General features: G+C 47.5%; 27 protein-coding genes. 14 read left to right on the forward strand and 13 right to left on the reverse strand.

The features are described 5' to 3' along the window. The first annotated feature begins 59 nt into the window (after positions 1–59). Entirely contained in the window at positions 60–1,331 is a 1,272-nt protein-coding gene (locus ACOMHB_RS06775; RefSeq protein ID WP_448216007.1) for an O-antigen ligase family protein, read from the forward strand. On the opposite strand, the gene ACOMHB_RS06780 is transcribed toward ACOMHB_RS06775, so the two are convergent. Next, positions 1,324–1,764, reverse strand: coding sequence for a hypothetical protein (locus ACOMHB_RS06780; RefSeq protein WP_448216008.1), 441 nt, complete (start codon positions 1,762–1,764; stop codon positions 1,324–1,326). The two genes, ACOMHB_RS06775 and ACOMHB_RS06780, sit on opposite strands and share 8 nt — an antisense overlap. 176 nt (positions 1,765–1,940) lie before the next feature. Here ACOMHB_RS06780 and ACOMHB_RS06785 point away from each other — a divergent pair, with 176 nt between their 5' ends. Continuing rightward, on the forward strand, positions 1,941–2,384 hold the full coding sequence (locus ACOMHB_RS06785; protein ID WP_448216009.1) for a pilin: 444 nt from the start codon (positions 1,941–1,943) through the stop codon (positions 2,382–2,384). Between the two features lie 103 nt (positions 2,385–2,487). Here the strand turns inward: ACOMHB_RS06785 and ACOMHB_RS06790 are convergent, their stop codons facing one another. The 3 genes from ACOMHB_RS06790 to nadC all read right to left on the reverse strand — a co-directional run bounded on the left by ACOMHB_RS06790 (position 2,488) and on the right by nadC (position 6,171). Beyond that, the gene (locus ACOMHB_RS06790) at positions 2,488–4,170 is read right to left on the reverse strand and encodes a helix-hairpin-helix domain-containing protein (RefSeq protein ID WP_448216010.1); all 1,683 of its coding nucleotides are present in this window, start codon (positions 4,168–4,170) and stop codon (positions 2,488–2,490) included. Between the two features lie 89 nt (positions 4,171–4,259). After that, positions 4,260–5,276, reverse strand: coding sequence for a UDP-glucose 4-epimerase GalE (gene galE / locus ACOMHB_RS06795; protein WP_448216011.1), 1,017 nt, complete (start codon positions 5,274–5,276; stop codon positions 4,260–4,262). A 16-nt stretch (positions 5,277–5,292) separates the two neighbouring features. Continuing rightward, entirely contained in the window at positions 5,293–6,171 is an 879-nt protein-coding gene (gene nadC / locus ACOMHB_RS06800) for a carboxylating nicotinate-nucleotide diphosphorylase (RefSeq protein ID WP_448216012.1), read from the reverse strand. Between the two features lie 152 nt (positions 6,172–6,323). On the opposite strand from nadC, the gene ACOMHB_RS06805 reads away from it, so the two are divergent. Beyond that, on the forward strand, positions 6,324–6,851 hold the full coding sequence (locus tag ACOMHB_RS06805; protein ID WP_448216013.1) for a hypothetical protein: 528 nt from the start codon (positions 6,324–6,326) through the stop codon (positions 6,849–6,851). A gap of 37 nt (positions 6,852–6,888) precedes the next feature. Here ACOMHB_RS06805 and ACOMHB_RS06810 read toward each other — a convergent pair whose 3' ends face one another. Then, positions 6,889–7,818 (reverse strand): ketopantoate reductase family protein, encoded by a 930-nt coding sequence (locus ACOMHB_RS06810; protein ID WP_448216014.1) that lies wholly within the window; start codon positions 7,816–7,818, stop codon positions 6,889–6,891. 234 nt (positions 7,819–8,052) lie between these two features. Between ACOMHB_RS06810 and ACOMHB_RS06815 the strand changes: the two genes are divergently transcribed. Beyond that, entirely contained in the window at positions 8,053–9,999 is a 1,947-nt protein-coding gene (locus ACOMHB_RS06815) for an AarF/UbiB family protein (protein WP_448216015.1), read from the forward strand. A 150-nt stretch (positions 10,000–10,149) separates the two neighbouring features. On the opposite strand, the gene ACOMHB_RS06820 is transcribed toward ACOMHB_RS06815, so the two are convergent. Next, positions 10,150–10,425 carry a 2-dehydropantoate 2-reductase N-terminal domain-containing protein gene (locus ACOMHB_RS06820; protein ID WP_448216016.1) on the reverse strand — a complete coding sequence of 92 codons (276 nt, stop codon included), beginning with the start codon at positions 10,423–10,425 and terminating at the stop codon, positions 10,150–10,152. Here ACOMHB_RS06820 and ACOMHB_RS06825 point away from each other — a divergent pair. Continuing rightward, positions 10,380–12,335 (forward strand): AarF/UbiB family protein, encoded by a 1,956-nt coding sequence (locus ACOMHB_RS06825; protein WP_448216017.1) that lies wholly within the window; start codon positions 10,380–10,382, stop codon positions 12,333–12,335. The genes ACOMHB_RS06820 and ACOMHB_RS06825 overlap by 46 nt on opposite strands. A gap of 118 nt (positions 12,336–12,453) precedes the next feature. On the opposite strand, the gene ACOMHB_RS06830 is transcribed toward ACOMHB_RS06825, so the two are convergent. Together ACOMHB_RS06830 and ACOMHB_RS06835 are read right to left on the reverse strand one after the other, a co-directional pair. Continuing rightward, positions 12,454–12,948 carry a GNAT family N-acetyltransferase gene (locus ACOMHB_RS06830; RefSeq protein ID WP_448216018.1) on the reverse strand — a complete coding sequence of 165 codons (495 nt, stop codon included), beginning with the start codon at positions 12,946–12,948 and terminating at the stop codon, positions 12,454–12,456. Further along, on the reverse strand, positions 12,945–13,220 hold the full coding sequence (locus tag ACOMHB_RS06835; protein ID WP_448216019.1) for a type II toxin-antitoxin system TacA family antitoxin: 276 nt from the start codon (positions 13,218–13,220) through the stop codon (positions 12,945–12,947). Before ACOMHB_RS06835 ends, ACOMHB_RS06830 begins: the two co-directional genes overlap by 4 nt. Before the next feature lie 340 nt (positions 13,221–13,560). Between ACOMHB_RS06835 and ACOMHB_RS06840 the strand changes: the two genes are divergently transcribed. Then, entirely contained in the window at positions 13,561–14,106 is a 546-nt protein-coding gene (locus ACOMHB_RS06840; protein ID WP_448216020.1) for a class I SAM-dependent methyltransferase, read from the forward strand. Between the two features lie 85 nt (positions 14,107–14,191). Here the strand turns inward: ACOMHB_RS06840 and ACOMHB_RS06845 are convergent, their stop codons facing one another. Next, positions 14,192–14,665 (reverse strand): hypothetical protein, encoded by a 474-nt coding sequence (locus ACOMHB_RS06845; protein WP_448216021.1) that lies wholly within the window; start codon positions 14,663–14,665, stop codon positions 14,192–14,194. 521 nt (positions 14,666–15,186) lie between these two features. Here ACOMHB_RS06845 and ACOMHB_RS06850 point away from each other — a divergent pair. The 4 genes from ACOMHB_RS06850 (at position 15,187) to ACOMHB_RS06865 (ending at position 18,587) form a co-directional block, all read left to right on the forward strand. Further along, positions 15,187–15,927 (forward strand): class I SAM-dependent methyltransferase, encoded by a 741-nt coding sequence (locus ACOMHB_RS06850; protein ID WP_448216022.1) that lies wholly within the window; start codon positions 15,187–15,189, stop codon positions 15,925–15,927. 48 nt (positions 15,928–15,975) lie between these two features. Beyond that, positions 15,976–16,197, forward strand: a complete 222-nt coding sequence (locus ACOMHB_RS06855) for a dodecin (protein WP_317142992.1) — start codon at positions 15,976–15,978, stop codon at positions 16,195–16,197. Positions 16,198–16,293: 96 nt separating this feature from the next. Beyond that, the gene (locus ACOMHB_RS06860) at positions 16,294–16,779 is read left to right on the forward strand and encodes a YajQ family cyclic di-GMP-binding protein (RefSeq protein ID WP_448216023.1); all 486 of its coding nucleotides are present in this window, start codon (positions 16,294–16,296) and stop codon (positions 16,777–16,779) included. 242 nt (positions 16,780–17,021) lie between these two features. Beyond that, a complete protein-coding gene (locus ACOMHB_RS06865; RefSeq protein ID WP_422132582.1) occupies positions 17,022–18,587 on the forward strand; it encodes an AmpG family muropeptide MFS transporter in 1,566 nt (521 codons plus the stop codon). A 22-nt stretch (positions 18,588–18,609) separates the two neighbouring features. Here the strand turns inward: ACOMHB_RS06865 and ACOMHB_RS06870 are convergent, their stop codons facing one another. Continuing rightward, complete coding sequence (locus ACOMHB_RS06870; protein ID WP_448216024.1) at positions 18,610–18,804, reverse strand: hypothetical protein; 195 nt, start codon at positions 18,802–18,804, stop codon at positions 18,610–18,612. A 3-nt stretch (positions 18,805–18,807) separates the two neighbouring features. Next, the gene (locus ACOMHB_RS06875) at positions 18,808–19,122 is read right to left on the reverse strand and encodes an MGMT family protein (protein WP_448216025.1); all 315 of its coding nucleotides are present in this window, start codon (positions 19,120–19,122) and stop codon (positions 18,808–18,810) included. Positions 19,123–19,518: 396 nt separating this feature from the next. Between ACOMHB_RS06875 and ACOMHB_RS06880 the strand changes: the two genes are divergently transcribed. Further along, positions 19,519–20,463: a DUF481 domain-containing protein gene (locus tag ACOMHB_RS06880; RefSeq protein ID WP_448216026.1), complete on the forward strand. Its 945-nt coding sequence runs from the start codon at positions 19,519–19,521 to the stop codon at positions 20,461–20,463. Between the two features lie 48 nt (positions 20,464–20,511). On the opposite strand, the gene ACOMHB_RS06885 is transcribed toward ACOMHB_RS06880, so the two are convergent. Continuing rightward, the gene (locus ACOMHB_RS06885) at positions 20,512–21,273 is read right to left on the reverse strand and encodes an SDR family oxidoreductase (protein WP_448216027.1); all 762 of its coding nucleotides are present in this window, start codon (positions 21,271–21,273) and stop codon (positions 20,512–20,514) included. Between the two features lie 243 nt (positions 21,274–21,516). Beyond that, positions 21,517–22,569 (reverse strand): hypothetical protein, encoded by a 1,053-nt coding sequence (locus ACOMHB_RS06890; RefSeq protein WP_448216028.1) that lies wholly within the window; start codon positions 22,567–22,569, stop codon positions 21,517–21,519. Positions 22,570–22,946: 377 nt separating this feature from the next. Between ACOMHB_RS06890 and ACOMHB_RS06895 the strand changes: the two genes are divergently transcribed. The 3 genes from ACOMHB_RS06895 (at position 22,947) to ACOMHB_RS06905 (ending at position 24,685) form a co-directional block, all read left to right on the forward strand. Continuing rightward, on the forward strand, positions 22,947–23,669 hold the full coding sequence (locus ACOMHB_RS06895) for a HugZ family pyridoxamine 5'-phosphate oxidase (protein ID WP_448216029.1): 723 nt from the start codon (positions 22,947–22,949) through the stop codon (positions 23,667–23,669). A gap of 117 nt (positions 23,670–23,786) precedes the next feature. Continuing rightward, positions 23,787–24,254: an FxsA family protein gene (locus ACOMHB_RS06900; protein ID WP_448216030.1), complete on the forward strand. Its 468-nt coding sequence runs from the start codon at positions 23,787–23,789 to the stop codon at positions 24,252–24,254. 137 nt (positions 24,255–24,391) lie between these two features. Beyond that, the gene (locus ACOMHB_RS06905; protein ID WP_448216031.1) at positions 24,392–24,685 is read left to right on the forward strand and encodes a co-chaperone GroES; all 294 of its coding nucleotides are present in this window, start codon (positions 24,392–24,394) and stop codon (positions 24,683–24,685) included. Positions 24,686–24,728: the final 43 nt, after the last annotated feature.

Genomic DNA, 24,728 nt, shown 5'->3' on the forward strand with positions numbered 1-24,728 from the left:
GCTACAACTTCAGGCGAGTTGTTCAAGTTGTTTTTCTTTCTGTTGCCTCTGGGTTGTTTATGGTTTGCTATCAGTCCCTGAATGGCTTTGCTTATTTGCCCGTTCTGGCCAGAGTCTTGATCTTCCTTGGCTTAGGGTTTGGATCATGCTCGGCATTAATGAGTGAGTATCCGTTAAAAGGCATTCAGGAGGTTGGGCTCTATGGTTTACTGATGATGAGCACTTTACTCCTGGCCAAAAGTATTGATGAGAGAAAGCTGGCAGGCATTATCAGTGTCATTGGTATGGCTATAGGGCTTTATGGTTTTGGCTACCTGTTTCACTATGCCGTTTATTTACAATATCCGCCTGAGTCCTGGATGCACACGATTTATGGATTTACTAACCCCAGGATTTTGAATCATGCGCAGAACTGGCTGATTCCACTTTTGGCTTTACTGCCCCTTTTGTCGAAAAGCAAGGGGTCACTGGTTCACAGGCTAAGCTGGATTCCCTTGATGATTATGTATTTTTTCATTTTTTTATCACAGAGCCGAGGCATCCTTCTGTCTTTGGTTATGAGTGGAATAGCTATTTACTTTTGTTTCCAGAAAGTAATAACACCCATTATTCGAGTTCATACAAAAGCATTGATGGTTGGGTTGATCGCTTATACGGTTTTTATCTGGCTCATTCCTTATTTATTGGGGCATGGAGTCAATGGATTCAGACCACTCTCAGCGGCATTGAAAACCTATGATCGTGTTGAGCTTTGGATCACTGCCTGGCAACTGGCATTAGATAATCCCCTGTTTGGGGTGGGGCCTCAGCATTTTATTCTTTCATCAGACAATGGACTGGGATCGCCCCATAATATTGTTTTGCAATGGCTTTCTGAGTGGGGGACGCTGGCTACATTGTGCTTTGTTATCGTCATGCTTTGGGGTGGCGTTTCTTACCTGATGCGGCTGAAAAAAAGGTTAGAGAGAGGATCATTGTCGGGGCAGCAAACCTATATCCAGATATCGGCCTTTTGGGCTATTCTGAGTGCGGTGCTTCATGCCCAGATCAGTGGTGTATTTATCACGCCTGTGAGTCAGATGATGATGTTGCTGGTAGTGGGCTATTGTCTGTATGCTCACGATAAGGACAGAGTGAAGGTCATTGCTGAAGTTAAGGATTACGAACTGAGTGTTTCAAAGCTGTTGGCTTCAATGCTTATCTTGTTGTCTATTACCTTCTTTAGCATTTTCTACGTTGAGTTTATTCAGGGAACCTACCCAGTTTCAATTCCCTTTGAATCCATGGCCCCACGTTTCTGGCAGAATGGAGCCTTTCACCTTGTTAATTAATATGGATTTCTCTGGCTACCAGTTGTGGATTCAGTAGGCCCTGGTAGGAAAAATACTCCTGAGTCCGCCCTTTCTGATAACTGACTTCGTAGAGCATGAAGAAAGGAAACCCACCTTCCCGGGTCATTTGTCTGAAATCTGCGTGCCAGCCAACAAAGGTGTGATTCTGATATTCTCCCAGTTCACTGCCTAATAAGGGTCTGAAATTGTCTTTTCCCACGCCTGTGGTTTTGAGTGTGTGGTGCCCCGATTGAATGATCAGCATCAGCTCTGAGTCTTGCCCCTGCTCAAAATAACGATCCACTTCACCTTGGTAGACATGTTGAAGACTGACAGCGCCGGTGATCGCAGTGGATGTCAGTATCAGCACAACAGTAATGACCCGGGCAACAAGAGAGAGTTTTTTATTGGCGAAAAGGGTGAGATTTTTCATGGCAGCTGCCCCTGAAGAAAAGCCTGTATAAGGCTTATCGGGCCACATCTGAAAATCACGAGAAATCAGCGGTTTTAAAAACGAAAGGTAAGTCCTAAAGCTCTGGTCATGAGCGCCGACATCTTGCTAGAGACTGACCTGTGGGGCCCAGTGTATTGGCGGAGGGCAGCTATTCAATGATCGAGGATAACGAGATGAAAACATGGATGTCCAGGATGCTGGGTTTCACGCTGATCGAACTGATGATCGTAGTGGCGATCATTGGTATTCTGGCGGCAGTGGCGATTCCCCAGTACCAGAATTATACCCGTAATGCGACAATAAACGCCGCGTTGAGTGAAGCCAGCCAGTACAAGACGGCTGTAGGTATTTGTGCTCAAACCAATCCTATCGCTAATTGTGATGCTGGTTCGTCTGGTACTGGTATTCCTGCTGCAAGAAACACTATTACTTCTGTAGTGGATGGAGTTATCACCATAACGCCAGGTGGGGCTTTTGCTTCACAGACTTTAACGTACACTCCTGATGCAACAGGCACTGTATGGACTCTTACATGTAATGGTGGTGGTACATTGTGCAGCAATGATTCTTTAACTACTACACCAGATTACTCGCCCTAGAACTTTACTGACGTAGTTTCTTCGAAGGCTGGATTTAATTCCGGCCTTTTTTCTGTTTGGTAAATCTATGAGGGTGACCTGAGATTGAAGGCCAGAAGAAGAATCAGGGCTGTCTGAACCATTCAATAGAGTCCCTGATGCTTGGAGTATTCAAATAGCTTTTAGCCCTCTGAGCCTGCTTAACGGACATCAAAACCACAGCCGCCATTTCCTCTGGCGTGGCATCAAGAATTTTGTCCCAGCTTTCAAAATGGCTTGCCAGCTTTCTGGAACGGGTTTCTCCCAGCTGTGGAATGCTCAGGGCTCTTATCTGGGACTTTAGAGAAATCCTATGAAGTGTGTTGAGTACTGATAGCAGCTGTTTCGATGAATGTTCATTCAAGCCAGCCTGTTTCAGGTCAGACTCAGACACTTTGAAACTATCTGGAAAGCGGTCAATGGCCTTATTTGCCATCAGCTTTTTTATCAGTGGCTCGTGCAAAAAGGGAATATCCAGACTTATCCCCAGCCATTTCAATCTTTCAGTAAACTGTTCTTCACAGCCCGGCTTTAACTCAAGGCAGGAGAAGGCATTGTATCTTTTCGGGTCTGGAAACATTGGTCGGGTGCGATGCTCCGGCCTCAGAACAACCTGACCAAAAACCGGTCTAGCAGCGCCTTTCAGTTGCACAGAAATCTGGTCACCAATAGCGATATCCTTCTCAGACAGGTTTTTGATGCTGCCCAGTGATACCTGCCGAACAGTTTCCCCTCCGATCGCTATCGGTTCCAGCTGAAGTACCGGGGTGATCTGGCCGGTACGTCCCACTCTGAAATCAACGCCTTTAACTGTGGTTATCGCACTGTCGGAAGGGAATTTCCAGGCAATGGCCCAGGCTGGATTCTGGCTCTCCCAGCCCAGTTTTTTACGAAGCTCGAGGTTATCCAGTTTCAGAACGATACCGTCCATAAGGAAGGGCTCCATATCGCTGCGTTTATTATAGGTATCACGAATTTTTTCTATCTCTTTCAGAGTATTACCCCGTTGGGTATGCTCGGCAGGTAGCTCAAAACCATAGCCGTACAGGGTATTAATCACCGTCTTGTCGCTATCAAAAGGGCTGTTGACCCAGCGCCATGGGAAAAATTCGATACTGCCCAGTGACGAAACATCCAGTTCTTTGCGGCTGATATGGCCGGAGACATAATGACGGGCACTGCTATAAACGGAATTTTTGACGGTCTCATTCAGGCGGGCAAAGAGTTCTCCGTGCAGGACAATATCGTTATATTCCGTAATCAGCGCTTTCGGGATCATGGGCATGTGTTTGACGGCATCAAGAATATTCTGCCCTCTGTCGCCTGTGCCCCGGGTAGAAGCGGCGACCAGTTTGCCGTTCTGATAAACCAGCTCAACCGCAACACCGTCAATCTTGGGTTGAACCAGAATGATTTCCTTACCGGCTTGTTTGAGAAATTTTTTGATATCATCAATGTCCCGGGCCTTTTTCAAGCTACCCATAAAGGCGCGATGGTCAACGTCTCCCTCGATATTCTCCTCAGCAACAGGGGGAAGTGTCAGTTCCGGAAAACACTTTATCAGAGATTGCAGTTGCGCTTTCAGCGCATCGTATTCATGGTCGGTGAGCACGGGAGAGTGTTTGTTGTAGTAAAGGTCATCGTTATGTCTGATCTCTTTTTGCAGAGCAACGATCTGCTTTTCAGCCTGCTCGGAGGTCCAGCTTGGACAGGCGCTCCATACAGTGATTGGAATGAGCAGGAGAAAAAGCGAAAAAAGGTGTTTCATGATCAGTTTTCCGGGGAGGGGGACGTCTTTAATTGATCGGCCAGATAAGACGAAACTGATCGAAATGGGGCATTAAAGCCCCATTAAAGTTAAGGGTTGTATCCATCCGGATTGTCGGACTGCCAGCGCCAGGCGTCGGTCACCATTTCTTCAAGCCCCCGCTCTGCTTTCCAACCCAGCTCATTCAGAGCTTTGTCGGTATTGGCATAGCAGGCGGCAATGTCACCGGAACGGCGAGCCGTGATCTCGTAAGGTACATTTTGGCCAGACGCTTTTTCAAACGCCGCAACTATTTCCAGAACACTGTAGCCTTTGCCCAGGCCGAGGTTCCAGGTATGTACGCCTTTGGTCGTACGAAGTTTTTCTATGGCTTTGACATGACCCACTGACAAATCCACCACGTGGATATAATCACGAACTCCGGTGCCGTCGATGGTGGGGTAGTCGTTACCAAAAACTCTTAATTTTTCCAGCTTTCCAATGGCCACCTGAGTCACGTAGGGCATCAGGTTGTTAGGGGTGTCATTAGGATCTTCGCCAATGCGACCAGAAGAATGAGCACCTGCCGGATTAAAGTAACGAAGCAGGGCAATGCTCCAGTCAGTATCCGATTTGAAGAGATCTTCCAGTACTTCTTCCACCATCAGTTTCGAGCGGCCGTAAGGGTTAGTGGCACTCAGCGGAAAATCTTCTGTGATCGGCAGACTGGCAGGATCACCATAAACGGTCGCTGACGAGCTGAAGACAATGCGTTTTACATTGGCTGCCTGCATGGCCTGGCAGAGTACAAGGGTGCCGTAGACATTGTTTTCATAGTAATCGAGAGGGATTTCGCAAGACTCCCCTACGGCTTTCAACCCCGCAAAGTGAATAACGGCTTCAAAATCGTGTTGCTGAAAGAGGGCGTCCAGCAAAGCTCGATCGCGGATGTCGCCGTTGACAAACGCCAGTGTTTTGCCGGTAATCTCCTGAACCCGGCTCAGAGATTCTTCGCTGCTGTTGCTGAGGTTATCCAGAACCACTATTTCGTAGTTGTCGTTTAATAATTCCAGACAGGTATGGCTACCGATATAGCCTGCACCTCCTGTGACCAGAATTTTACTCATGGTTTTGGCTTCCTGTTCAGATCTCTGTGGTATCAACCAGTCTCATGGACAGATCAATGGATTGAATATCTTTGGTGAGTGTTCCGATGGAAATAAAGTCGACTCCGGTCGCTGCAATTACCGGCAGGCGCTCATCGGTAATACCCCCGGAAGCTTCCAGCCCGGGTTGAGGTGCTGGCAGGGAGTTGTTCAGTTCGACGGTTTCACGCAGTGCGTCCAGAGGGAAGTTGTCCAACATAATGATGTCGGCACCAGCGCTTCTTGCCCGCTGGAACTCTTCCATGTTTTCGACCTCAACTTCCACAGGCTTGCCCGGAGCCATGGCGCGGGCGGTGCTGACTGCCTGCTCAATCCCGCCACAGGCGGCAATATGGTTCTCCTTGATCAGGAAGGCATCATAAAGCCCGATCCGGTGATTGTGACATCCGCCTGCCATGACGGCGTACTTTTGGGCGAGGCGAAGACCGGGCAGGGTTTTACGGGTGTCCAGCAGTTTAACGCCCGTCGCTTTGACCAGATTGGCGTAGTAAGAACAGCGGGTAGCAGTGCCGGAAAGGGTCTGAAGAAAGTTCATGGCTGTACGTTCACCGGTTAACAGGCTTCTGGCAGGACCTTCCATAAAAACCAGAACCTGATCCGCTCCCACCTGTTCACCTTCCTGAACCTGCCAGTCCAGAGTCACCGATGGGTCAATCTGCCTGAATACTTCATCAAACCAGGGGCGTCCCGCAATAACCGCAGGTTCACGACAGAGGATGCGTGCTTTGGCCATTTGCCCGGCAGGAATGAGGGAGGCCGTAATATCACCTGAGCCGATGTCTTCTTCCAGGGCATTGCGAACATTGTGCTGGATGGTGTCGGTCAGGTCGGAAGCGAGATTGTCTCGGGGCTGCATGTTGACTCTACTAATATATGGCCGGAAATCATGAAGAATTGGCGGGGATTATAAACAAATCGTTGTCTCATGTCTTTGTTCTTGCCGACTGTACCAGCTTGACATGATCTATACTCGGGGGTCATGTTCAGAACACGCAGAAGACCAAAGATATGTACATTATCAAGCCCTTTAAGTGTGCTCTTCTTGCCCTGACCATGTCCTGCTCTCAGGTATGGGGCGAGACCAGACAAATTAATTCCTACATAGCCCTGAAGGGCGCTCTTGAACAGGGAGAGGTCCCTGTTATCGGTGTGATTGATTTTGGACAGTGTACTCATAAGCTCAAGAAACTTAAGCATCATTCTCATCAGGCGGTACAGAGTTTCCATGGAAAAGAGGTCACTATTTTTAAACGAAACACCATCAATGAAGATGGCTCGATAATGATGTTAACGAGCTATAAACTGAACTCCTATTTAATGGCCGAAGTCAGGGATGCCAGACCTCTGCCAGACTGGATAGACTGGCCAGCCTGGATGGAGTGGCAAAGTGCCTACACCCTCTCCAGAGAAAATAATAAAGAATTTAATATCTGGTTTATTGCCTCGGATGCAAAAACCGGAGAGACCCTCAAAACCGATCACTTCACTTGTCCATTTGGATCAGCCATTAAGTTATGGCGTACACCTCACTCTTGAATTGACTTGTCGCTGATGCCTTGACGTTATTTTTTGGCTAACGGATGTTGAGTTCTGCCAGCTCTCTCATCAGTGTCCGATTGGCAGGCGCCTCCGCGCCCAGCTTTTCAGCCTGCTCGATCAGATAACCGTTAATAAACGCCAGCTCGGTTTTTCGACCCTGTCGGGCATCCATGCAGGTAGAAGAGCGGTTCATTGCGGTATCCCGGCAGACTTGCCTGACCAGCTCAAGAAGGTTTTCTGAACCGGGAATGCCGGCCGCTTGCCTCACCTGTGTCACTTCTTCAGCCAATGCTGCTAAACGTTGTTGACGCTCTTCAGTGTCCAGCAGTTGTCCATTCCTGCAATCATACAAGGCAGTAAGACCGTTGATGGCACAATTGACTGCCAGTTTATCCCAGAGCTTTTCTTCAATCTGATGGGTAAACTGAATGTCAACTGGCAGCTTTTCCAGAGCGCCTTTTAATCCTTGCCAAACAGCATTCTCAGGCTTCTGACCAACAGGACCCACCCAGGTTGATCCACGACCGGCATGACAGACATGCAGAACGTCTTTCATCCATGCCCCTTCTGTTGTCGATGCGGCCCATACGGTTTGTGAACTGAAATGTTGTGCTATTGCTTGTTGGCTGCCCATACCGTTCTGGATTAATAGTATCTGGCACTGGTCTGATAAGTGATCAGCGAGTGAAAGAACGGCCGGTTCAGCATCCTGTGCCTTTGTGCAGACCAATAAATGGGTTATCGAGTCAGTGAGAGATTCGGAAGAATCCAGTTTGATAGGGAAGTGTTGACTGACTCCATCCAGTTCATCAATGGCCAGAACAGGCTGGGTAACGTTGAGTGAGTGCAAGCTCTGTTCCCGAACAAGCAGGGTAGCTTTCATGTCCGCCCTGAGGAACTGAGCTGTCCACAGGCAGCCCATACTGCCAGCACCGATGATATGCCAGGTCACTTCTTGGCTCACTCTGGTTGAGATAATCCGGGCGAGTTTAAACAGTCAATGGTGATATGTGAATATTGAGTGCTGCCAGCGGTGTAAGATTGGTCTCTATTTGTTCTCGACCATTCAATTTTTCTCCACCTATCTACAGTTTTTTCAATTCAAAATTGAAAATAATAAGCATTAAAAATGAACTTTCTTGATTCATTCAAGTCAGAGATTGTATGTAAACATTATTTATGAACCAGGGGGAATGATATGGACGTTTCGAATAATACCGCAGGAGTGACTAGCACCGGTGCATACAATAGGGTGTCTGAGGCTAACGCTGCTTCCACCAGTACATCATCAAAAAGCACTGTTACCACCGTTAATCCCCATAAGCAATTGCAACACGCCCATGAACACCCTGCAGCAGGCCATTCCAGAGCGGGTTGCTCCCTGGTTTTCAGGACGATATCTCAGGCGGCTAGCTCAATTACCCAAAGAGTCACCTGCACCCTGAAAAGGACATCGCGTGTTATTGGGTTGGCTTGCAGTGGTGGCGCTACTATGGCGAAGGTTCTCTGTTATCGTTCTCCTGAACCAATTGCTCAGTTTTTCCATAAAAATGGCGGACTGTGGGGCAAAATAGGCCAATACGTAGCGGCAAAACAAGCACCGGCTGAGTATTTCAAATCACATCAAGATCTTTATAACTACACGACTAACATGGTAAAAGTCGCGAGCCAGTGCTCGGCAGGCAAGGTTGATCCTGAGGTAATCAGGAAAGTTATCGAGCGCAATGTGGCTAATGCCGGACTGCTTTCTGAAGATGCCATGCCGGAACGATCAGGCACAGCTGATAATGACGGCAGTAGCCAGTTCATGGCTAACAGTGCTGTTTCAGCAGCACCTGTCCGGCATGTTAAAACACTCGGGCGTGGGAGTATTTGCCAGGTCGATCAGTTTAATATTGGTGGACGAGATTTTGCTGTTAAATATTTATCACCAGAGTTGGCAGAAAAAATTAATATTGATGTTTCGTTGGTGAACAGCCTGGTTTCTTTCTTTTATGACTGGGGTTTTATCTCAGAGATGTACTTTGACGACATTTGCAGTGCATTCAAGAGTTTTAGTAATGAGTGTGACTTATCACGGGAACTTAAGTTTACCGAAAAAGCGTCTGAGGCCTTAAAAAATTTGACAGAAACCAAGCGCTACCATGTAGCTACCGACTCAGGCCATCAGGTGCCGGTTCAGTTCAGGGTACCTGAGGTGTCTGTACCCTTATCCAGCCCTGATGCCCTTGTGATGGAGTATATTGATGGCTGTTCTCTTGATCGTACAGACGCGTTAAGGGAGAGGCTCGCTTCATGGCAGCCGGACTGGAAAGAGGGTGGAAGGCTAACTGAAACGGAAATAAATACTATTATTGTCGGCATTCATAAACTTGTGCTAGAAGCTTATTTGGATTTATTCAGTGAATCCTTTTTTTTAAATACTGACCCCCAAACGGGTAATTTCATGGTGAAACTGGAGAGTGATCGTATCAGTATTTATTGTATTGATCACGCCAACAGTACTGGCAATAACGATATTTTGCGCATGATGAAAGACCCTGTTTATTATTCACTTCTTGCAGGACTGTTCTTGTTGTTTCATAACCGTGCTAACGGGAATGGCCTGATTGAAGAGGAAAATATCCCAAGCTCGATGGATACAACCGACGAAGTTGACATCCGGGCTCTGGTTTGCACGGCAATATCCCCGGAAGCGCAGGAATCTATAGAAACATTTATTGAAACTTATCGTAGGGGCTTTGGACCGGATATCATACCCCCCATTGATGAATTACAACAATTTCAGAGAGAAGCTAGCGTTGGAGAAATTTGCAGTCAGATTTATCATTGGTTAAAAGACATCTCGGACGATTCTGATACGGAGGGGCCTGTCCAATCAGAGGCTGCGTTTGTGGAGCTATTGACGCGATTTTTGATCCGGCTTGCCATGGAACATGTGGAGCAAGATGTGCAGAAGGCTGACATTACAGCCTTGCACAAAATTGTCGCTGTTCCTTTTGACAAATTTGCTCAAAGTCTGGGTTTTCAGATCAGTCCGAACAATCCCATATTACTGCGGGTTGGGTGGCAATTGTCTGCATATCGCCAGTATATAGGGCAACTGGAGTCGCTAATGGATAACTGGGAGTATTATCGAGAATAGCGAGCTATTTGACGAACAAAAGCGGGTTTTCAGACCAATTTACTGCCGCCACGACTTAGAAGACACTCTCGCTATTATCGTGAACCACCTCCAGAAATAATAACCACACCACCCGACAACAGTATTGTTGGTGCTGGCTTTGCCAGCCAGTCATGTTTGTGAACTGAAATGTTGTGCTATCGCCTGTTGCCTACCCATAGCGTTCTGGATTAATAGTATCAGGCACGGGTCTGATAAGTGATCAGCGACTGAAAGAACAGCCGATTCAGCATCCTGCGCTTTTGTGTAGACCAATAAATGATAAGCATTAAAAATGAACTTTTTTGATTCATTCAAGTCAAAGCTGTATGTAAACAATATGGATGAACCAAGGAGTTGATATGGACGTTTCGAATAATACCGCAGGAGTGACCAGCACTGGTGCATACAATAGGGTGTTTGAGGCTAACGCTTCCACCAGTGCATCAAAAAGCACTGTCACCGCCATTAATCCCCATAAGCAATTGCAACCCGCGCATGAGCACCCTGCAGCAGGTCACTCCAGAGCGGGTGACTCCCTGGTTTTCAGGACGATATCTCAGGCGGCTGGCTCAATAACACAGAGAGTCACCCGCACCCTCAAGAGGACATCACGTGTTCTTGGAGTGGCTGCCAGTTGCGGCGCTGCAGTGGCGAAGAAAGTCTGTTTACGTTCTCCTGAAGCAATTGCTCAGTTTTACCATGAAAATGGTGGGCTATGCGGCAAAATAGGCCAATACCTGGCAGCAACTCAAGCACCGGCTGAGTGTTTTAAATCAGATCAAAAGGTTTATAACTATGTGACTGACATAGTGAAATCCGCAAGTCAGTATTCGGCAGGCAAGGTTGATCCTGAGGTAATCAGGAAAGTTGTCGAGCGCAATGTGGCTAATGCCGGATTGCGTTCTGACAGGCTGCTTTCTGAAGGTGCCATGCAGGAACGATCAGGCGCAGCTGATAATGACAGCAGTAGCCAGGTCATGGCTAACACTGCCGTTTCAGCAGCAACTGTCCGGCATGTTGAAACACTTGGGCGTGGGACTATTTGCCAGGTCGATCAGTTTAATATTGATGGACAAGACTTTGCTGTTAAATATTTATCACCAGAATTGGCAGAAAAAATTAACACTGATGTTTCGATAATGACCGGTCTGTTTTCTAACCTTAATAACTCGGGTTTTATGTCAGAGAAGGACTTTGACGACTTTTCCAGGGCATTCAAGAGTTTTAGTAATGAGTGTGATTTATCACGGGAACTTAAGTTTACCGAAAAAGCGTCTGTGACATTAAAAGATTTGACAGAAAGCAATGAGTACCGCGTAAGTACCGGTTCAGGCCATCAGGTGCCAGTTCAGTTCAGGGTACCTGAGGTGGCTGTATCGTTATCCAGCCCTGATGCCCTTGTGATGGAGTATATTGATGGCTGTTCTCTCGATCGTACAGACGCATTAAGGGAGAGGCTCGCTTCATGGCAGCCGGACTGGAAAGAGGGTGGAAGGTTAAGTGAAGTGGAAATAAAGACTATTATCGTCGGCATTCATAAACATGTGCTATCGGTTTATTTGGATTCAGTCAGTGAATCCTGTTTTTTAAACACCGATTTTCAATCGGGTAATTTCATGATGAAACTGGAGAGCGATCGTATCAGTATTTATTGTATTGATCACGCTAACAGTAGTGCCAATAACGATATTTTGCGCATAGTAAAAGATACTGTTTATTATTCACTTATTATTGGACTGTTCTTGCTTTTTCATAGCCGTGCTACCGGGAATGGTCTGGTTGAGGAGCAAGATACCCCCAGCCCAACGGATACAACCGACGAAGTTGATGTCCGGGATCTGGTTTACACGCCAATATCTCCGGAAATGCTGGAATCTTTAGAAGAATTTATTGAACCTTTTCGTAGCGGCTTTGGACGGGATATCATACCCCCCATTGATGAATTACAACAATTTCAGAGAGAAGCTACCGTTGGAGCAGTTTGCAGTCAGATTTATCATTGGTTAAAAAACATCTCGGATGACTCTAATACGAAGGGGCCTGTCCAATCAGAGGCTGCGTTTGTAGAGCTATTGTCGCGATTTATGATCAGACTTGCCATGGAGCATGTGGAGCAAGATATGCAGAATGCTGGCAAAGCGACCTTGAACAAAGTCGTCGGTGTTCCTTTTGACAAATTGGTTAAAAGTCTCGGTTTCCAGATCAGACCGATCGATCCCATGGTAATGCGGACTGGGTGGCAATTATCTGCATATCGTCAGTATATAGGGTATCTGGAGTGGCTATTGGATAAATTGGAGCCTGACAGAGAATAGCGCCCGTCCGGGCGGCCATATATTCAGTGGTTGCAATAATAAAGACCTGACCTGAATGGGTAAGTATTTTTGTGACACCCTCGACAACGCGGGGAGTATCTCTGAATAGTTGCAATGATTATTGCAGGCTGGCTCTGATCTTTTTAATGGTGATAAACAATTTGTCTGGATTATCAATAAAAGGTGCGAAACCAAATTTCTCATAAAAAGCGGCCACGCCGGATTTGGCGTCCACGACAACCAATGGGAACCCGACGGTATCGCTGGCCTGTAGTAATTTATGCAAAGCGTCAACTAACAACCACTCTCCATAACCCTGCCCGGAGTAGTCTTTGTTGATGGCTAAGCGGGCAATCAGCCCAGCAGAACCGGCGCTGCTGTGTTTTTTTTGCAGTCTGGCAGGCAGAGCCTGCAAATCCAGTGGAATCATAGTCAGCGTGTAGTACCCGATAATGGTTTCGGGACAATCTGAGTCCTCCAGCACAAAGGTTCGGGTATTGTCGTTCCATGCCTGTTGCCTCGCCATCATTTGAAGATAATTGTTCAGGGCAGAGATACCGCAATCAAAGCCTTGACGGTCGTGTTTGCTCTTATCGAGAATTACAGTTTTCATTTATTCTCAGTCTTTTTATAACGCTGGGCTGCCTGCTTGAGTCGAGGGTTGGGTTTTAAATCTTTATCCAGAGCCTGCACAAGCAAAAGAGCATCTTGCTGGCTCAGTTTCAGGGATCGCTCCCTGTCCATGATTTGTCTGGCCTTCTCAATAGCAGCGGACAGTACAAAGGAATTAATGCTGGAAACACCGATAATAGCCGCAGCCTCAGCCAGTAGCTCTTTTGTATCGGTATCAATACGGGCGGTGATTCTGGGGAGTGTTGTTGCCATAAATCCTCCTTGTTATGTGTCAAAATGGCACATAAAGTATTGTTCAATCTTTTTTGAAAATCAAACTTATGTGCAGAAATTACTTTATGTTCTGCACCGGGCAACCAGCCTGACCAACTCAAGGAGGTTTCTGGAACTGGAAATACCGGAGAATCGCCTCACCTCTGGCTCCAGGTGTTGGTCTCTATTTGTTCTCGATCATTCAATTTTCCTTGACCTGTCTGTAGCGTTATAGCTTAAAGTTCCTTCTTATTGATGGTTTAAGAATGCATCAGGTTTAAATGGTTAACAAAAGATACGAATGATCACGAATCTTACATGATCGACTTCATGAAAGTTTATGAAACGCCGGAACGCTGGGGGACCAGGCAGTGAAAAAGACACGCTGAAAGCATTATCACTGGTGCCCGAAGCTCCTGCTGATATTCTGGAGATTGGTTGTGGCAAAGGCCTGTCAACCAGCGTTTTGATAGACAATACCGAAGCAAACATTACTGCCATAGATAATGAACCGTCAGCACTGGCTCGATTAAAAGAGCGTTTTGAGAAGCAGGATATTTCCGGACGGCTTTCCAGCGTTTGCGTGAGCATGACTGAATTACCCTTTGAGAGTGAGAGCTTTGATCTTATCTGGTCGGAAGGCAGTGCCTATATCATGGGGGTCCAAAAAGCCCTGACGCAATGGCAGTCATTACTGCGGCCCGGTGGCTTTTTGGTGGTAAGCGACCTGGTATGGCTAACTGATAATCCGGTCCGGGAAGCGATGGCCTATTGGCAGCAAGACTGCCCTGATATGCAGACGATCAGCAATCGTCTCAAGCAAATGGACGCTGTCGGATATGATCTGGTCGATCATTTTTCTCTATGCCGGGAGTGCGTGGGATAACTAATCCGAACCACTGAAAAAACGAATCCATGATTTGTCTCCTGCCATGCCTGACTCATTTCTGCACACGGAACCTCATAAAAAACTAGTCCACATACAGCAAGGTATCCTGTTCAGAACAGTCGACCCTACCTTCGCTCCAGTTTTGATAAAACGTAAGTATGTGGCCAGGATTCGCAAAAACCGTAATATAAGGCAGATCAGCATAAGGTTTATACCATCTGAATCGAGCCTTTACAGAAGGCTTATCATCCCGTGTGACAAAAAAGTCCTGATAGGATTGATGCAGATTTGCTTTCCAATGCACCGCGACGTAATCCGGTGGGCAACTCGTTTCTAAATCAACATCGGCGACGTCTTCCGACAAATGCGCCACACCTGGATAGTATACGCCATACATGCCCTGACTCTCACCACCAGCTCGAATGGTATAACTATGCCTCTCTGATTTAGGTGTGCCTGGATAGTGTGCAAAATAGATGTAAGCATCTTCCGCTAATGTACTAAATGAGCATAAGGCAATGACTGCAAACAAGAAACCGCGATTAATGTATATCATCTGTAAGAACCCACTATCTAGACCACAAATAATCGTCAGTAGCACACAAAACGTTCATTCCGACACAATGCCATTATCTGGATAAATTGGATTATAAAAACGATGCCATTCATCCATTATTCAACTTTGTGGCAACACAGATTTTGAACGCTTAGGCAAGATTGTGTTACCACAAAGCATGGCTGGTTGCACTCAGGAAGCTAAGTCGTGTCCTCGCGACCACCAAAGCTGATATGCTCTACTTGGCGCATCAAGTAAGCTGGAGATCCACCGCACAGTGCAAATCATCATTCTTTATCTTCGTCATCTTAGTACGTTTCACAGATGCCCAACAGAATATCTATATGGATTCCCCTGCATCCTGATTTTCATCGACAGGCAGAGGTATACTTACACCTCTCGACGAGTCTATCCTCAAGACCCCAGGCCTTTCCAAGTCTCACCCAGGCGGCCCCACACGAACTCCGCAGGCTTAATTGATGGTTTAAGAATGCATCAAATTTAAATGGTTAACAAAAGATATGAATGATCACGAATCTTACATGATCGACTTCATGAAAGTTTATGAGACCCTCGAGCGCTGGGGGCCAGGCAGTGAAAAAGACACGCTGAAAGCATTATCACTGGTGCCCGAAGCCCCTGCTGATATTCTGGAGATTGGTTGTGGCAAAGGCCTGTCAACCAGAGTGTTGATAGACAATACCGAAGCACACATCACTGCCATAGATAATGAAGCGTCAGCACTGGCTCGATTAAAAGAGCGTTTTGAGAAGCAGGATATTTCCGGACGGCTTTCCAGCGTTTGCGTGAGCATGACTGAATTGCCCTTTGAGAGTGAAAGCTTTGATCTTATCTGGTCGGAAGGCAGTGCCTATATCATGGGGGTCCAAAAAGCCCTGACGCAATGGCAGTCATTACTGCGGCCCGGTGGCTTCATGGTGGTAAGCGACCTGGTATGGCTAACTGATAATCCGGACCAGGAAGCGATGGCCTATTGGCAGCAAGACTACCCTGATATGGAGACGATCAGCACTCGTCTCAAGCAAATGGACGCTGTCGGATATGATATAGTCGACCATTTTTCTCTAAGCCGGGAGTCCTGGGATAACTACTCCGAACCACTGAAAAAACGAATCCATGACTTGTCACCTGCCATGCCTGACTCATTAGCGCTGAAGAATATTGAGACTGAGCTGGAAATCTACAGAAAATTCCTGGGACAGTTCGGTTATCAAATGTTTGTTCTTGGCAAACGTGATTAAATGGACGTCTATACTTCTCCTGACGTTCCAATGTCGTGGAGAGTATTTATGGCACACATCTATAAAATCCTGGAAGTGGTAGGCAGCTCGACTGTCAGCAGCGATGACGCTATTCGCAATGCTATTGCCACTGCCAGTGTCACTCTTAATCACCTGGGCTGGTACGAAGTGGTGGAGCATCGGGGCCATGTTGAGGATGGTGAGATTGCACACTTTCAGGTAACCGTCAGAATTGGTTTCAGGTTGGAAGACCGTGGTCAATCATCCTGATTGCCATACCCTGTTCAACCTAAGCTTGCCATTCAACAGGGATTCTCGGATACAATAGTCGTCAACGTTTAAAATTTGTTGATTGGGGAATCCCTCATGCCTTCATTTGATATTGTTTCAGAAGTGGATATGCACGAGTTGACCAATGCGGTCGATCAGGCGAACCGTGAGCTGACCACCCGTTATGATTTCAGAGGGGTTGAAGCCAGCTTTGAAAAAAGCGGTGAAAACCAGATTGTGATGACGGCCGATGCTGACTTCCAGCTGCTGCAAATGGTTGAAATGCTGAAAACCAAAATGGTCAAGCGGGGCATTGATGTTAAATGTCTGGAAGTGAAAGATCATTATGGTTCTGGCAAACAGGTCAAACAGGATGTCATAGTTCGTCAGGGGCTGGATAAAGAGCAAGCCAAAAAAATCGTCAAGATAATCAAGGATGCCAAGCTCAAGGTACAGCCAGCCATTCAGGGTGAGCAGGTTCGCGTTACGGGTAAGAAGCGTGATGATCTTCAGACCGCTATTGCATTGTTGAGAGAAGCGGATACCGAGATGCCTCTGCAGTACAACAACTTCAGAGACTGATTCTGGCAGGAGGGGCTTGCCTCTCCTGTTAACCGGCATCCGGTAAATCAACATCGAGACAAAAAATATTCCCCGGCATGTTCAGGTGTGCTTTTATTAAACTTTCCCGATAGTTCTATAAAATAAATTTGCCAGATTCGACCACTGGAAGACGTTAACGGTATGTTATTATCAGGGCACCTTTCTATGAGTTCAACGAAGAACTCGCTGACATCTGTGAAGAGCAAACCCGGAGGAGCAGAATGCAACTAATGGACTCTTCTTCCCGTTCCTGGGGAGAGGCATGGAAAAGCTTCAGGCATCCAAGGGTCATCAGTGTTCTGTTTCTTGGTTTTTCAGCCGGCCTTCCCATATTACTCATATTCAGCAGCCTTTCTATCTGGCTCAGGGAGGCGGGTGTTGAGCGCAGCATGGTGACCTTCTTTAGCTGGGCTGCCCTGGGTTACTCCTTCAAGTTTGTCTGGGCCCCTCTGGTAGACAGGGTCCCTCTGCCATGGTTGACAAAAAGTCTCGGGCGTCGCAGAGCCTGGCTATTACTCGCCCAGTTCGCGGTGATGGCTGCTCTTTTATTTATGGCGAGTCATGATCCTGTCTATGGATTGACCTGGGTTGCAGTGGGGGCTGTGATGCTGGGATTCTCATCTGCTACACAGGATATAGTGATTGATGCCTACCGGATAGAAGCTGCAGAGAGCGATCTTCAGGCCATGATGTCTTCCGCCTACATTGCGGGCTACAGAGTCGGCATGCTGGTGGCCGGGGCTGGCAGTCTGGCACTGGCCAGCTGGTTTTCAGGGGGTGATGAATCCGTTTATCACTACCAGGCCTGGGCTTCTGTCTATCGCTGTATGGCTGCGTTCATGCTGGTAGGGGTTGTCACCACCTTGTTGATTCCAGAGCCTGAAAACAATCAGTCTGCCTTCTCTCAGGATTATGGCACCAGTGACTATGTTCGTTTTCTGGGGTTGTTTGTAGTAGCGGCAGGGGCTTTTGTTGCAGGTTTTACATTAACTCCCGAGATCTCTTCCCAGTTGAAAACAATGTTGGTTGATGGCGGTGTTTCAGTTCATGTTGCAGGGTTCTTTTCTGAATCTTTCCGATTGCTGTTCAGTGTGGCTCTGGGTGGTGGGGCTGCCTGGTTGATGATCAGTCTGAACGTAGCGCCCAAGGGGATGGTCAGAGAAACCTATGTGGCTCCTTTTGCTGATTTCTTTGCGCGTTACGGAAAACTGGCGATCTATATTTTGCTGCTGGTAGGCACCTATCGGATTGCCGATATTGTTATGGGGGCAGTGGCTAATGTGTTCTACAAGGACATGGGTTACAGCAAGGAACAGATAGCAGCTGTTACCAAAACCTTTGGTCTGTTAATGACCATTGCCGGTGGTTTTCTGGGGGGATTGTTAGCCCTTCGCTACGGGGTGATGAAAATTCTCTGGATCGGTGGGCTATTGGCTGCTATCAGTAACCTGCTGTTTTCCCTGCTGGCTCAAATGGAACCTGAAACCTGGATTCTGGCTGTGGTCATCGCAACTGACAATCTCAGTGCAGGTATTGCCTCTGCTGCCTTTGTTGCTTTCCTCTCCGGTTTGACGAATCGTGCATTCACAGCGATGCAGTACGCAGTCTTCAGTTCGCTGATGTCGCTTGTACCGAAACTATTGGCGGGGTACTCCGGTAGCGTGGTGGATGCAGTGAACTATCCTGTCTTTTTTGCAGGCTCCGCTATTCTTGGTTTGCCGGTGCTGCTGTTAATCAGTTACGTGCAGAGGCTTATGGAGCAATCTGAGGAAGCTGCACGCGATTGACACCAGGCGGGCTAAAAGCCCGCTAGCGTTTGATCTCGGCAATGAGTTTTGCCCGCCATTGTTCTTTTTCCTGCTCAGGAAGCTTGCCGAGAGAATCCCTGCAAATATGCATCATTGCCTGGAGAATGGTCTCGGGTTGATAGTTAAGGTTTTCCAACTGGCGAATAATTTCAATCGCCAGAGCAATGTCTTCCGGGTGCTGATCCTGATCGTTCAAACTTTAATCTCCACTCCATTGATATAGCTTCAGATTGACCTTGCCATTAAGAAAAGTAATACCTTCTGACTCAAGCAAGGATTGCTGTTGCTGATACTTGGCGCTGGTTTCCGGAAACGAAATCTGTCCCTTGCTATTGATGACCCTGTGCCAGGGAAGTCCGGAACCTGAAGGCAGTTGCTTCATAATATTACCCACTACCCGGGCATAGCCCGGAGCACCGACCATGTTGGCCAGTTGTCCATAAGTGACCACCTTACCCCCGGGTATTTTGGTCAGGATGAGCCAGATATCGGATGGACTGAACGGTGCTTGCAAGCCTGGTCTCCAGAGTGATTGGAAAACTAGTCGAGGGATAGATATTACCAGCCAAGCATATCTTAATCTGTTGGCCATTTGTCGTGAAAAGTTTTTCAGTGTTCCCCGACGAAGCACCTAAAGATGGCAAGACAAACGATGATTCTGCCTTTTTGTTGGTTCCAGGCACCCGTTTGTAGAGGCAAAACTGATGCCTATAGCGGCTTTCCCTCTTGTTAAGCTTTCATTAATTTGGAACTCTTGTCCCCCTTATAAAGCATTAAGACATCGATTCATCGAGGGGTATTCATGGGGCTCCAGTGTTTCAGGGGCATTGGCCGTTTTCCTGGGTTACGCAAAGTCTGGGTACTACTTCTTTCCTGCATGGCAGCGATGGCCCATGGGGATAAGATATGGATGGAAAATGGAGATGTAATCAGTGGCAAAATCATGGGGCTGGAAGCGGGTAAACTGACTGTTTCTACCCGGTATGCTGGAGATATTTCCATCAATTGGCGTCATGTTCGTTCTCTTGAAACCGATCAGCCCGTCTGGATTGGTTTGATTGGTGAGAAAGAGGCTCAGCAGCGTCAGTTAAAGAGCAATGGCGACCAACTGGTGGTTGTGGATCCCGATGGTTTTGAGCGGAGCTTCTCGGCCGCCTGGCCAGTAGCAGAAATTCGCCGTGAACAACCCGTACTGGCTTCTAACTGGGACATTGCAGGCAAAGTCAACTTTGGGTTGGACAGTGATCAGGGTGAGGACAATGAAACCACCTTCACGCTCAGTGGCAATCTCGATATCAATGACGAGTGGAACAAGAACAGTTTTAAGTGGGACATTGAAATAGAGAAAGAAGAAGACTCAGACTCTTCCACCAAAGAGTGGGAGCTGGGGTATGCGTACAGTCGCTATTTCACTGAACACTGGTTTGTCCAGGGCTCTCTGGAGCAGGAGTACGACTCCGCGGAAGATCTGAGATCAAGACTGACCCTGGGAGGGTCGGTAGGTTACCGCTTCAGGGAAACGGTCAAAGAAACCTTGATTACCACTGTCGGCCTGACCCATCTCTGGGAAGATTATCAGCTGGAAGATAACCAAAAAAACCTGGCCGTGACAACTGGGCTGGTGTACCGGAAGAAGCTCATTGATAACCTTGAGTATTACTTTAACAGTAAGCTGTTTTACCGTCTGAACTCAGGTCAGCAGTGGTTGTTTGATGGGGAGCATGGTTTGAGGGTGGGGTTATCTGAAAGTCTTTCTTTAAACCTGATGCATTATCTGGATTACGACAGTATTCCAACAGAGGGTGCTGACAAAACCTCCAGTCAGATCAAGGTGGGCATTGGTTATTCCTGGTAGAGAGGGTGGAGGCTGGCCGCAGAGGCAAATAGCTTCTGCGGCGACCCATCAGAGGCGTAAACCTCCATCCAGTTCCAATACACGACCATTGAAGTAGTCGTTTTCAAAAATGAAGGCGACAGTTGCCGCAATCTCTTCAGGCTTGCCCATACGTCCAGCCGGAATACCTGCAGTCATTTTGGCGCGGGCTTCAGGCTTCATGCCCAGCGTCATTTCAGTCTCAATCATGCCCGGTGCAATTGCAGCGCTCCTGATGCCAAAACGAGCCAGTTCCCTGGCCCAGGATACTGTCATGGCGACGACACCGGCTTTAGCGGCGGAGTAGTTGGTTTGTCCAAAGTTGCCTGAGCGGGAAATGCTGGCAATGTTCAGAATCAATCCTTTGCTGCCTGAATCAATCATGCTGGCCGCCACCTCACGACCACAAAGAAAAACACCCGTGAGATTGACGTCAATGACTGACTGCCATTTTGCCAATGAGAGCTTGTCAGTGACCTTGCCGTCTTTTGCCCTGATCAGTAAGCCGTCACGCAGGATGCCTGCATTATTGATAAGACCATTGAGCGGGCCCAGTTTCTCTCTGGCAAGCCTGACACTGTTTTCTACTTGCTGCTCATTGGCGACATTGGTGGGCAGGGCAATGGTTTTTGCTCCCAGCTCAGAGCATTCTTTTAACGCCTGATCCAGGGCTTCGCTTTCAAGATCTATCAGTCCAAGGCCAGCGCCTTTTTTTGCCAGATGCAGCGCCATGGCCTTGCCCAGACCTCGGGCAGCGCCGGTAATCAGGATGTTGCTTCGTTCAAGATTCATTCTACTGTTCTTCTGCGTCTGAAAACCACTTAGTGATTGTAACGGAACACAACGAATTCTCTATAAACGGCTCTGTTATGCGGAGCAGCCATTAGAACGAGCTGCTTTGTCAGAGTTCTTCCTGATCAGCCATGGATGTAGCGATATCTTTCACTGTCAGAAGCGCTTTTGTGGATAAGGAGCCTCTCTGGAACTCTGAGCCCGCAACCTGGCCTTAGTTCAATGACGACACCATCGATCAAATTACTCTGGCATATAGCGCCCAAACTCCTTAGCCGGAGGTTCGGGAATATTACCAGCAGCGTCAGGGTTTAAAATCGGGTATTGGGCCAGCACTTTTCTGATTTTGGATTGCAATTCGCCAACCTCTCTTTGGTCTGATGCGCTTTGTTCCCGAATTTCTGCGTACTCTCTGGCTATTGGCCCGCGATGGACGAAAAGGTAGGGTTTGACAGGAAAGTTTCGGAGTATGATTTTAACTCTCTTTAATTCATCCTCACTTAAGACAGGTCTGAGTGCATCAAGCAGTTGTCGTTGGGAAAGGAATGAATAGTCCTGATTCTCCCTGCTGACAAACCTTTCTAACTCCACACCAGCCCTGTAAAGATGAGCCGGGTTATCTCCACGCAGGACATTTCTCCGATAACTGCGGCCAGACGACAGCAAGCCATCGACATAACCTTTCAAATGCCCCGCCATACTATTAGCTTCTTCCCGGAACTCGGCCAAGCGATTCTCATAGGCTTTCTGTGAATGTTTTTTGTATCTTGCTTTCTCCTCCGATAGAAGGGGCTTAAGTTCCAACATCTTTTTCTGATGTTGAGCAATCAGCTCTTTGAGAACCGTGATTTCTTGAAAGTCTCTGTGAAGCTCATGCCTCACCCCGTCCCGGGCAGCTTCTATACACTCTTTGGCCAATGGCTTCAGACTGCTGGCAAGCATGCTCAACCCTACGAAAGCTGTTGCTGCTCCGACGGCGGCACCGCAGACCCATGGATGTCTCTGAACGGTATCTTCCAGCACGGCAACAGCGCGATCGGCCAGACCTGTGCCGGTTGGCACAGTGACAGGGGGCCAGTTCTTTACCAAAGCATCCAGGGAAACCGCTCCTGCAGAAGCAGTCCCCGCCACGAGTGCTAAGCTGGGTAATAATTTTGTCCTGGTTCCCTCCATCGGATCATACCAGGAAAAAACTTTCCTGATATTTCTAAACACCCCCTCCTCAGAGGCATTGGCTGATGTGGAAGCAGGCTGTCCCATTGACAGGCTCTGAGCCATTGGATTACCGATCTGCATGACGAAATTCCTGTAAGTTAAATTGAGGTAAATGGGCTGATTTAAGTGCGTTACCAGCCATCCTGAGCATTCAGACCTCAATGCTCGAACAAAGTTCCAACGTTAACAGTCTGCGGTATTGTTCAATGATTGCATGTCTGCCTGGTGATTAGCGGCTAACAGCGCATGAAAATCTTATTGATAATCACTCTCATTAATATATAATCGCCGAAAAATACCTGAAACAGGTGTCTTAATATTCAGCCATAGTTGATTCCAGCTATAGGTTGATCAGCAGTATTCTACATATCGAAATATACCCGCTGGATTTGGAAAATTTTCAAAGGCAGTGGTTATAAGTGGTATGTTTTATGATATGAAAATTCAGGGGGAAACAGATGGAACCCAAGGTTCAGGCAGCACACGACGCACGCAACTTACTTTTGAATGAGTACCACGGTATTTTGTCGACTCACTCTGATGATGTGCCCGGATACCCGTTTGGTTCTGTTATGCCATACTGCCTGGACGGGCAGGGCAACCCGATCATCCTGATCAGTGATCTTGCTCAGCACACCAAAAACATTGAAGCCAACCCCAAGGTTTCTTTGATCATTACCCAGAGCGGTGTAGACGATATCCATAAAGCTGGTCGTCTGACCTGGATGGGTGATGCAGAAAAGATTACAACGGACAGTGAAGAATTGAAGGAGTTGGAGCAACGTTACTACTCTTTCTTCCCACCTTCTGCCCATTATCACAAAACCCATGGTTTTGACTTCTACCGAATTCATCTAAAGCGTGCTCGTTTCATCGGTGGTTTTGGTCAGATTTTCTGGGTAAAAAATGAGCTGATGACTCGTGAAAACCCATTTTACGGCAGCGTAGAAAAGGGCATGGTCAAGCATATGAACGAAGATCATGTCGAGGCGATGGTGAAGTACTGCAAAGCTGCTGATATTGATCTTCCGGAAGGTGTTGAGCCAAAGATGGCAGGTATTGATGCCACTGGCATGCACCTGCTACTGAAAGACAGGCTGGTTCGTATTCCTTTCCCGACAGAAGTGGATGAGCCAATGGCAGTACGCAAGACTCTGGTTGAGATGGCTAAAGTGGCCTGATAACAGGCTTTGCTTTTAGCAAAAAGCCCCGACGTGTTCGGGGCTTTTTGCGTCTAAACTCTTGAAGTTTGCACAATTAACATTATATAAGAAGCACCATTGTCTCTGGAGGCTTCTATGCGCTTCCCCGTTTGGATTTTTTTACTGCTCCCTGCTCTTGAACTGGTCGTGCTGATCAAGGTAGGTAGTTATATTGGCGCACTTAATACACTGGCTCTGGTTATCCTGGGTATGGTGGCAGGTATGGCGGTCATCCGTCGTCAGGGTTTTCGTACCATGCTCAAGGCCCGAGAGAAAATGAATCGTGGCGAGAAGCCTGCACTGGAATTGCTGAAAGGTTTTGTAACCGCCCTGGGCGGGGTGTTGCTGATGGTTCCCGGCTTTATCACCGATTTTATCGGGCTGGTTCTGCTCATTCCCCCGGTGCGCAGTATGCTGGTAAGACGAATGATCAAAAATGGTCGCTGGCAGGCGTCATCCAGCACGTTTGAGGGTGAATACTACCGTGAAGACGTCGACACTAACCGGGGGATTCACCAGACCCTTGAGGGTGAGTTCAAGCGCGAAGATGAAAAAAAATCTTAGTACCCCCTTGAAAAGACAAAAGCCACCCCTACCTACTTAGTACCGATAATTGGGTTCGGTTCTGGCGATGCAAGTCAGACCGTTTTACAAGAGTTGATTGCTGATTTTTCGGCATAAACAGTTGGAGAGATACATCGATGAAAATCCGTCCGTTGCGTGATCGCGTGGTCGTTCGTCGTGAAGAAGAAACCACTACCTCTGCTGGCGGTATCGTGTTGCCAGGTTCTGCTACTGAAAAGCCAAACCAGGGTGTGGTAGTGGCTGTCGGTGACGGCGTATTTCTGGAGAACGGTGAAAAGCGTCCTGTGGGTGTGAGCGTCGGCGACAAAGTCATTTTTGGTAAGTACGCTGGTTCTGACACCGTGAAGATTGACGGTGAAGAGCTGATCATCGTATCCGAGAGCGAAATCTACGCTGTTCTGGAAGACTGATCCCGGAACCCCGATTTCATAGCAACTGTTTTAAATTTCCAAA

This window comes from Endozoicomonas sp. 2B-B (assembly GCF_053470045.1).

Excerpts from the sequence above, each read along its gene's own strand:
- ACOMHB_RS06775 (WP_448216007.1), top strand. The coding sequence starts at position 60 with ATGGTTTGCTATCAGTCCCTGAATGGCTTTGCTTATTTGCCCGTTCTG.
- ACOMHB_RS06780 (WP_448216008.1), bottom strand. The coding sequence starts at position 1,764 with ATGAAAAATCTCACCCTTTTCGCCAATAAAAAACTCTCTCTTGTTGCC.
- ACOMHB_RS06785 (WP_448216009.1), top strand. The coding sequence starts at position 1,941 with ATGATCGAGGATAACGAGATGAAAACATGGATGTCCAGGATGCTGGGT.
- ACOMHB_RS06790 (WP_448216010.1), bottom strand. The coding sequence starts at position 4,170 with ATGAAACACCTTTTTTCGCTTTTTCTCCTGCTCATTCCAATCACTGTA.
- galE (WP_448216011.1), bottom strand. The coding sequence starts at position 5,276 with ATGAGTAAAATTCTGGTCACAGGAGGTGCAGGCTATATCGGTAGCCAT.
- nadC (WP_448216012.1), bottom strand. The coding sequence starts at position 6,171 with ATGCAGCCCCGAGACAATCTCGCTTCCGACCTGACCGACACCATCCAG.
- ACOMHB_RS06805 (WP_448216013.1), top strand. The coding sequence starts at position 6,324 with ATGTACATTATCAAGCCCTTTAAGTGTGCTCTTCTTGCCCTGACCATG.
- ACOMHB_RS06815 (WP_448216015.1), top strand. The coding sequence starts at position 8,053 with ATGGACGTTTCGAATAATACCGCAGGAGTGACTAGCACCGGTGCATAC.
- ACOMHB_RS06825 (WP_448216017.1), top strand. The coding sequence starts at position 10,380 with ATGGACGTTTCGAATAATACCGCAGGAGTGACCAGCACTGGTGCATAC.
- ACOMHB_RS06820 (WP_448216016.1), bottom strand. The coding sequence starts at position 10,425 with ATGCACCAGTGCTGGTCACTCCTGCGGTATTATTCGAAACGTCCATAT.
- ACOMHB_RS06830 (WP_448216018.1), bottom strand. The coding sequence starts at position 12,948 with ATGAAAACTGTAATTCTCGATAAGAGCAAACACGACCGTCAAGGCTTT.
- ACOMHB_RS06835 (WP_448216019.1), bottom strand. The coding sequence starts at position 13,220 with ATGGCAACAACACTCCCCAGAATCACCGCCCGTATTGATACCGATACA.
- ACOMHB_RS06840 (WP_448216020.1), top strand. The coding sequence starts at position 13,561 with ATGAAACGCCGGAACGCTGGGGGACCAGGCAGTGAAAAAGACACGCTG.
- ACOMHB_RS06845 (WP_448216021.1), bottom strand. The coding sequence starts at position 14,665 with ATGATATACATTAATCGCGGTTTCTTGTTTGCAGTCATTGCCTTATGC.
- ACOMHB_RS06850 (WP_448216022.1), top strand. The coding sequence starts at position 15,187 with ATGAATGATCACGAATCTTACATGATCGACTTCATGAAAGTTTATGAG.
- ACOMHB_RS06855 (WP_317142992.1), top strand. The coding sequence starts at position 15,976 with ATGGCACACATCTATAAAATCCTGGAAGTGGTAGGCAGCTCGACTGTC.
- ACOMHB_RS06860 (WP_448216023.1), top strand. The coding sequence starts at position 16,294 with ATGCCTTCATTTGATATTGTTTCAGAAGTGGATATGCACGAGTTGACC.
- ACOMHB_RS06865 (WP_422132582.1), top strand. The coding sequence starts at position 17,022 with ATGCAACTAATGGACTCTTCTTCCCGTTCCTGGGGAGAGGCATGGAAA.
- ACOMHB_RS06880 (WP_448216026.1), top strand. The coding sequence starts at position 19,519 with ATGGAAAATGGAGATGTAATCAGTGGCAAAATCATGGGGCTGGAAGCG.
- ACOMHB_RS06885 (WP_448216027.1), bottom strand. The coding sequence starts at position 21,273 with ATGAATCTTGAACGAAGCAACATCCTGATTACCGGCGCTGCCCGAGGT.
- ACOMHB_RS06890 (WP_448216028.1), bottom strand. The coding sequence starts at position 22,569 with ATGCAGATCGGTAATCCAATGGCTCAGAGCCTGTCAATGGGACAGCCT.
- ACOMHB_RS06895 (WP_448216029.1), top strand. The coding sequence starts at position 22,947 with ATGGAACCCAAGGTTCAGGCAGCACACGACGCACGCAACTTACTTTTG.
- ACOMHB_RS06900 (WP_448216030.1), top strand. The coding sequence starts at position 23,787 with ATGCGCTTCCCCGTTTGGATTTTTTTACTGCTCCCTGCTCTTGAACTG.
- ACOMHB_RS06905 (WP_448216031.1), top strand. The coding sequence starts at position 24,392 with ATGAAAATCCGTCCGTTGCGTGATCGCGTGGTCGTTCGTCGTGAAGAA.